General features: G+C 72.5%; 6 protein-coding genes. 4 read left to right on the top strand and 2 right to left on the bottom strand.

Translation table 11 applies throughout. The annotated features are described in order from the left end of the window. Both AC5LUJ_RS06085 and pknB read right to left on the bottom strand, forming a co-directional pair. The coding region (locus AC5LUJ_RS06085) for a hypothetical protein (RefSeq protein ID WP_493464597.1) at window positions 1-306 on the bottom strand (306 nt) is incomplete at its 3' end. Between the two features lie 200 nt (window positions 307-506). Further along, complete coding sequence (gene pknB, locus AC5LUJ_RS06080; protein ID WP_493464596.1) at window positions 507-2,465, bottom strand: Stk1 family PASTA domain-containing Ser/Thr kinase; 1,959 nt, start codon at window positions 2,463-2,465, stop codon at window positions 507-509. Between the two features lie 384 nt (window positions 2,466-2,849). On the opposite strand from pknB, the gene AC5LUJ_RS06075 reads away from it, so the two are divergent. The 4 genes from AC5LUJ_RS06075 to AC5LUJ_RS06060 all read left to right on the top strand — a co-directional run bounded on the left by AC5LUJ_RS06075 (window position 2,850) and on the right by AC5LUJ_RS06060 (window position 6,397). After that, entirely contained in the window at window positions 2,850-4,445 is a 1,596-nt protein-coding gene (locus AC5LUJ_RS06075; RefSeq protein WP_250284316.1) for a Gfo/Idh/MocA family protein, read from the top strand. Then, window positions 4,442-4,819 carry an Rv2175c family DNA-binding protein gene (locus AC5LUJ_RS06070; RefSeq protein WP_250284315.1) on the top strand — a complete coding sequence of 126 codons (378 nt, stop codon included), beginning with the start codon at window positions 4,442-4,444 and terminating at the stop codon, window positions 4,817-4,819. The genes AC5LUJ_RS06075 and AC5LUJ_RS06070 overlap by 4 nt, the downstream gene beginning before the upstream one ends. Window positions 4,820-4,977: 158 nt before the next feature. Continuing rightward, a complete protein-coding gene (thiE, locus tag AC5LUJ_RS06065) occupies window positions 4,978-5,691 on the top strand; it encodes a thiamine phosphate synthase (RefSeq protein WP_250291970.1) in 714 nt (237 codons plus the stop codon). Window positions 5,692-5,977: 286 nt separating this feature from the next. Beyond that, window positions 5,978-6,397 (top strand): TOBE domain-containing protein, encoded by a 420-nt coding sequence (locus AC5LUJ_RS06060; protein WP_250284310.1) that lies wholly within the window; start codon window positions 5,978-5,980, stop codon window positions 6,395-6,397. Window positions 6,398-6,699 lie beyond the last annotated feature (302 nt).

Below are 6,699 nucleotides of genomic sequence, written 5' to 3'. Positions count from 1 at the left end.
ATCGGGGGCCGTGGCGCCCGGCACCGGCGAGACAGCTGTCGGCGCGATAGCCGGCGCGATAGCCGGCGCGATATCGGTGGCGGTCCGCGACAGCCCGGTGGTCAGGCTCTCGGCGAGCAGCTGGGCGCGCAGCGCCGTACGGAACTCGGGACGTGACGACACCGTTTCGCGGGCACGCAGCGCCGCGACCACGGCCAGCCGCTCGCGGTCACCCGGGTGAGCGGCCGGCGACCCGCTGTCGACCAGCCGGTCGAAACGCTTGGCTCGTCGCCCCGTGACTCGTCGCCCCGTGAGCAGTGCTCCCACCGGAGTCCCCCCTGTTTCCCCCTGTACGGTGTGCCGACCGGGGGTCGCTACCACCCGGATACACCGTCGGCCCCCATGATGACCAGGGACACCCCGTCCGGGCACGTATCCCGCCCCATGCCCGAGGGTGATTCGTCCGGACAGTCGAAGTATGCCGGGAAAAATGCCCCCCTGGAACAGCCGGGCGGCGATTACCGGAGCTATTCGACAGTGAGGGTCACCTTGGTACCTCGCTTGACCTTGCTGCCAGGGGGCGGATCCATGCTACTGACCACCGAGTTGTCGAAGAAGATGAAGCCGTTGCGCTCGGCCCGCAGCCCGTGGCGCTGCAGTTCGCGAGCCGCGTTCTGATATTTCTGGCCGGTGACGTCGGGTACCTCGACCAGGTCGCCGCGGTCCTCGTCGTCCAGCGGTCCTTTGGACACCAGCACTGTCACCACCGAGCCGCGGGCGACTGGCTGCCCCGGGTCGGGGGAGGTGCGGATGACGTTTCCGCTCTGCACCGTCCCGTCGTTGATGTCGAGCCGTGTCACTTTCAGGCCGAGGGCGCCGAGCTGGGACTGGGCCGTGGCGATGGGCATGTTGATCACATTGGGGACGGTCACCATGGCTGGACCGGAACTGACGATCAGCGTCACCTGGGCGCCGGCGGCGAGCTCGGTGTTGACGGCGGGCTCCGTCCTGATCACGTTGCCGGCCGGGATCGTGTCGTTGGCCTCCGTGCGTGGCGTCGCGGAGAGGTTGAGCTGCTGGCGGGTCAGCCGGGCCTGGGCCTCCGCCACCGACAGGGTGGCGACGTCCGGCACCCGGACCTTCGCCCGGCCCAGGCTCAGGCGTATCCGCACGGGGCTGCCGCGCGCCGCCCTGACGGCGCTGGCCGGCTCCTGCGTCATGACCTTCCCGGCGGGGATGGTGTCGCTGGTGGCGGCCTCGTCGTAGGCCACGGCGAACCCGGCGTCGGTCAGCGCCTGTACCGCCACGGACTGGTCGAGGCCTACCAGCGGGGGGATCGGCGTCGTGCCCGGCCCGGACAACGCCCTGGACACGACGATCCCGCAGAGCAGGACGACAGCCGCGATCACGACCGCCACCAGCGGTCTGCGGCCGCGGGGCCGGCGCGGCAGGAACCGGTGGCGCCAGTCGGGCGCCAGCCGGCCACCCAGGGCGAAACCGGCGGTCGCCCGGGGGCGGCTGCGCCGACGGGCGCCGCCACCATGGGCGCCCCGGGCGCCGCGCACCCCACTGCCGGGTGCCGTCGCGGCGTGCCCGGCACCCGCGGCCGGCGCCGGCGCCGGTGCCGGCAGGGAGGGCAGGACGCGGTGCAGCTCGCCGAGCATGGCGCTGCCGTCGGCGGGGCGCATGTCCAGGTCACGCGCGGTGGCGTGCAGCACCAGCGTGTCCAGCTCGGCCGGGATGCCCTCCGCGGCCGCCGACGGTGCGGGGACCTCGCCGTGCACCGACTGGTAGGCCACGGACATCGGGGTGCTGCCGGTGTGGGGCAGCACCCCGGTGAGCATCTCGTAGAGGACGACCCCGGCGGCGTAGACGTCGCTGCGGGGGCTGGCGGAGCCGTCACTGACCTGCTCGGGCGCCAGATAGCCGACAGTGCCCATGACAACACCCTGCGTCATAGCATGGGTTGCCTGGTCCAGCGGGCGGGCGAGCCCGAAGTCGGCGACCTTCACCTGGCCGTCGTGGCCGAGCAGGATGTTCTCCGGCTTGATGTCACGGTGGATGATCCCCGCGTTGTGGGCCGCCGCGAGCGCCTCGAGGACCGGCTCGATGATCTCGATGGCCTCGGTGGGGGCCAGCCGCCCGCGGCTGCCGATGAGCTGGCGCAGGGTCTGGCCCCGCACCAGCTCCATCACCAGATAGATCACCGGGCCGCTGGGCCCGTGATCACGGCCCTGGTCGAGGACGGAGACGACGCACGGGGTGTTCAGCCGGGCGGCGGCGGTGGCCTCCTGCTGGAAACGGCGGAGGTAGTCCTCGTCGTGCGCGAACGCGGGATGCATGACCTTCAGGGCGACCAGCCGGTCGAGCCGGTTGTCGTGGGCGACGTAGACCGTCGCCATACCGCCGACGGCGAGGCGCTCCTGCGCGGTATAGCGTCCGTCCAGCAGCCGTCCGATGACGGGGTCTGCGACGGTCGCGTCCACGGTCAACAGCTTAGAGCGCCCGTGGACGACGCCGGAATCCGGCACCGCGGCCGTACCGCGCCCAGCCCGTCCCGGGGCCCATACCCATCTCGGCCCGTCCCAGCCATCCCAGCCGTCCCAGCATGAGCGAGAAGGGCCGACAGTACGACATGCCGTAACAGGCATCGGTTACCCGTCCCGGCCTGGCACGCATTGTGGCTGTGGGTGCGGCGTTTGCGAACGGGCAGGCCGGTTGGTGGTTGTGACCGGGCGGGTACACCGCCGCGCCGATCCTCCCGTACCGAGCCTCCGGTACCGGTCCCCGAGCTGATCCTTTTTGTCGCCGGTGTTTCCTGACCGGACCCCCGTTGGTTTGCCGATGGGCTAATTCACTACAGTGCCTGCGTGCCCCGGATTCACCTGGTCTCTAACCTTCCCGGCGCCAGCGCACTCGGTGACCATCTCAGGGGTGCGGGGCTCGGGCCCACTTCCGCGCGGTCCGCGGACGCGCTGCTCGTCCTCATCGACCGGCCGCTGGACAACAGTGAGCAGGACGTGCTCGACCGCGCCCGCCAGTCCGTCCCGGTGCTGCTCGCCGGCCCCACCCTGCGGTCACTGCCGCCGGACAGCCCGCTGGTGGAGGCGTCCGGGCTGGTGCCGGGCCGGGTGACGCCGGTCCACGAACTGTGGCTGCTGCCGGGCCCGGACGGCGCGGAGTTCACCACCCGGCTCGGTGACTTCCGGCCGGTCGACCAGTGGGTCGTGCCCGACAAGCTCGCCGACGACGTGGAACAGCTGCTGTTGGTACGTCACGAGCTGACGGTGCATCCGGTGTGCACCTGGCGCCCGTCGACGGGCCTGGGCATGCTCACGCTCGGCTCGGGCGACCGGACGCTGGCCGATCCCGCCTACCACCGTCTGATCGGGCGCTGGCTGCGCCACGCCCTCGGCGTGCGGGACGCGCCGCCGGTACGGGTGGGGCTGCTCGGGACGGCCGAGTCCGCCGCCTTCCACCACATGGCCGTCGACGTCACCGAAGGCCTGGAGATGGCCGCGATCTGCGACGGCGCGTCGCGCCCGCCGGGACGCGGCGGGGAGCATGCCGTCCGCCGGATCGCCAATCCGGCCGACCTGGTGAGCGACTCCGAGACCGACCTGATGATCGTTGCCACTCCGACGCACACCCACACGGAGTGGGCGGTGCGGGCGCTCGAGGCCGGCAAGCACGTCGTGGTCGAGCACCCGTTCTGCCTGACCACCCGGGAAGTCGACGAGCTGACCGGTCTGGCCACCGAGCGCGGGCTCGTCCTGGCGGTCCATCCCGACCAGCGGGACGATCTTGGTTATCGTGCGTTGCAGAGCGCGGTCCGGGCGGGTGCGATCGGTGACGTGCTGTGGCTGGAGACGTTCCACGGCTCCTACACGCGTCCGCCCGGGACCTGGCACGACGATGCCCGGGTCAGCGGCGGGGCCGTCTACGACCGGGGCTTCGCCCCGCTGGACTGGATCCTCGACCTGCTCGCCGGGCCCGTCGAATGGGTGTCGGCGACCGCGCACAAGCGGGTATGGCACCACGTGAGCAACGCCGACCACACCCGCATCCTGCTGCACTTCGCCAGTGGTACCGAGGCCCAGATCACGATCTCCGATCTCGCCGCCGCCGCGCTGCCCAGGTTCCATGTGATCGGGACGGCCGGCTCGATCGTCAGCGAGGTCCCCGCCGAGCCGGTCGCCCCCGGCCCACGGCCCGGGCGGCACGCCGAGCGGATGTTCGCCACCCCCGCCGTCCACCTGAACCTGGTCGCCGCCGACGGCAGCCGGACCAGGCTGCCGCTGCCGGCGGCGCCGGTCACCTCGGTCTTCCACAACCAGCTCGCCGACCTGCTCGTCTCCGGCTGGCCCATGCAGTACACCGCGGAGGTGGCCCGGCGGGTGGTCGCCGTGATGGAGGCGGCCAGCCAGTCGGTGGCCGCTGGCGGAGAACCTGTCAGGCCGGTATGACCGTCACCCCCGGTATGACCAGCAGCCGTTTCCCGGTGTTTACTTTGACCGTGGAGTGGCTGACCCTGCCCGACGTCGCTGACCGGCTCGGGATGCCCATCACGCGTGTGCGTCAGATGGTGCGGGATCGCAAACTGCTCGCCGTGCGCTTCGAGGGCGTGCTGCGGGTTCCGGCCGAGTTCATCCAGGACGGCGCGGTGCTCAAGGGCCTGTCAGGCCTGCTGACCGTGCTCTCCGACGCCGGCTTCTCCGACGAGGAGTCGCTGGACTGGCTCTTCCGGGAGGACCCGACCCTGCCCGGCACCCCCGTGCGCGCACTGGCGGAGAACCGTGGCCGGGAGGTCAAACGCCGGGCCCAGGCCCTCGCCTTCTAACCTTCGCCTTCTAACCCTTGCCCGCTGGCCCTTGCCCGCTGGCCCTTGCCCGCTGGCCCTCGCCCGCTAACCCTTGCCCGCTGGCCCTTGCCCGCTGGTGTCGCGCCTTCGGGCATACGCCGCGTTCGTCACGCCCGCGCCGCCGTAGGGTCGAGGGCATGACACAGGACGTCGATGCTCCCCGGTCGCCATATGCGTCGTCGTACACGCGGTCGGCGGAGGCGGAGGCCCGCCTGGTCCGGCTGGCCGACGCCAGGCTGTACCTGTGTCTCGGGCCGCGGCCGGGGCTGGCCGCCTTCCTCGACGAGGTGGTCGCCGCCGGGGTGGACGTCGTCCAGCTGCGCGAGAAGGGCCTGGAGTGGCAGCCCGAAGCCGATGAGCTCGCCGTGGTGCGCCAGGTCGCACGGCCGCGGGGGGCGCTGGTCGCCGCCAACGACCGGGCCGACCTCGCCGCCTTCACCGGCGTCGACGTGCTGCACGTCGGCCAGCACGACATCCCGCCCCGGCTGGCCCGCCGGCTGCTCGGCCCGGACGTGCTGATCGGCCTGTCCACCCATGATCCCGACCAGCTCGCCGCGGCGATCGAGGATCCCGACGTGGACTACTTCTGCGTCGGCCCGGTGTGGGCGACACCCACGAAGCAGGGGCGTGCGCCGGTCGGGCTGGAGCTGCCGCGCCTGGCCGCCCGACTCGCGCCCCCCTTCACCCCCGGCGCCAAGCCCTGGTTCGTCACCGGCGGGGTGGACGCGGCCACCCTGGACGACGTTCTCGGCACCGGCGCCCGGCGGGTCGTGGTCGTCCGGGGCATCACGCAGGACGCCGAGCCGGGGCCGGCCGCCGCGGCCCTGGCCGCCCGGCTGCGCGCGGCCTGAAGCCGCTCGCCCGGACGTGTGGGCGGGTGCCGGAGCACGGCCTCACGGCCCGTCCGGCCGGCCGTGCCCGGCCATCCGTGCCCAGGCGGCCTGTCCCGTCGGCCGGGGCCGGGCGGCTGGGGCCGGGCGTATGACCGGACGGTCCGGTCGCGTAGCATGCTTGTTTGTCAGCGGTGACGGTCGGTTGTGACGGTCGGCGATGACCAGCGCCGAGATGCGCGAAGTAACCGTGGATTCGGATCCGCTGCATGCGACAAACCGTAGATACGCTGGTTATGGTGCATGCATGGCGACTTTGCGGATCTCAGACGCAGCCGGTCTGTTGGGCGTCAGCGACGACACCGTCCGAAGGTGGGCCGACGCCGGCCGGCTGCCGCTGGTACGGGACAGCAGCGGCCGGCAGGCCGTCGAAGGTGCCGCGCTGGCCCAGTTCAGCAAGGAGCTCGCGGCCTCGAGCGACCGGCCGCCGGCCGCGGACGCGGCGGTGGTGGGGGAGTCGGCCCGTAACCGTTTCCCCGGCATCGTGACCCGGGTGGTACGCGACGGCGTGATGGCCCAGGTCGAGATCCAGGCCGGTCCGCACCGGATCGTGTCCCTGATGAGCCGCGAGTCCGCTGACGAGCTCGGCCTCGAACCGGGCGTGGTGGCCGTGGCCTCGGTGAAGTCGACGAATGTGGTGATGGAGCTGCCGGCGCAGCGCCGCTGACGCCACGCGGTACCGGTGGCCGGCCGGTTCCCTCCGGCCCGCCCGGCCTGTCTGCTCCTGCCGGGGCTTCCGGCCCTCCGCCGCTCCGAGGCGCCGGTCCTCCGGGGCTCTCGGGGTCTCCGGCGTTTCCGGGGCCCTGCCGGACGTGTCAGTCCTGCCGGGCGTGTCAGCTTGCGGGGACGGATATGCGGGGACGGATGAAAGCGCGATCGAAGAACCCGGCCGGGGCACCCGCCGCCGTCAGGCCGCCCTGCGCCGGTGGGTCCGGTGCCGGCGTGCCCGGCGGTGCCGGTGGGTCCGGT

The organism is Protofrankia sp. CiP1_Cm_nod3 (assembly GCF_982290655.1).
Note: the sequence above shows the minus strand (reverse complement) of the source record. Positions and strands in the feature narration are given on the sequence as shown.